Origin of the sequence: Nocardioides sp. CPCC 206348 (genome assembly GCF_048654705.1) — a bacterium.
Lineage (GTDB): Bacteria > Actinomycetota > Actinomycetes > Propionibacteriales > Nocardioidaceae > Nocardioides.
Genome location: NZ_JBMCZA010000149.1, coordinates 29,213 through 29,667 on the forward strand (window position 1 = coordinate 29,213; position 455 = coordinate 29,667).

Consider the following 455-nt stretch of genomic DNA (forward strand, 5'->3'; position numbering starts at 1 on the left):
GCGGCTGAACCTCGCCCAGGCGGTCATCGCGCTCGCGGTCGCCCCGAAGTCGAATGCGGTGATCGTGGCGGTCGACGAGGCGATCAGCGACGTGCGGCGAGGCAGGATCGGCGCCGTACCGCCTCATCTTCGCGACGCCCACTACGCCGGGGCGGAGCGCCTGGGCCACGGGAAGGGCTACAAGTACAGCCACGACGCGCCGTTCGGGGTGGCCGAGCAGCAGTACGCCCCGGACGTGATCGGTGACGCGCGCTACTACCGCCCGACCGAGCTGGGAGCCGAGGCTGCCGTGAAACAACGGTGGGAGCGGGTCCGCCGGCTGATCCGTGGCAAGTAGGCTTGTCCGTCGTGACCAACGAGCTTGCCGTACCCGTCTGGCTGGCCGTGGCGACCCTTGTCGCCCTGGTGGCCCTTGCGTGGGTTGCCTGGAACCTGAACCAGTCGTTGCGCAGGGT

At 69.7% G+C, this 455-nt stretch carries 1 pseudogene; it reads left to right on the plus strand.

Going from position 1 to position 455, the window contains the following annotated elements:
• Positions 1-337, plus strand: a pseudogene (locus tag ACOADB_RS10370) (replication-associated recombination protein A); the annotation flags it as partial.
• Positions 338-455: the final 118 nt, after the last annotated feature.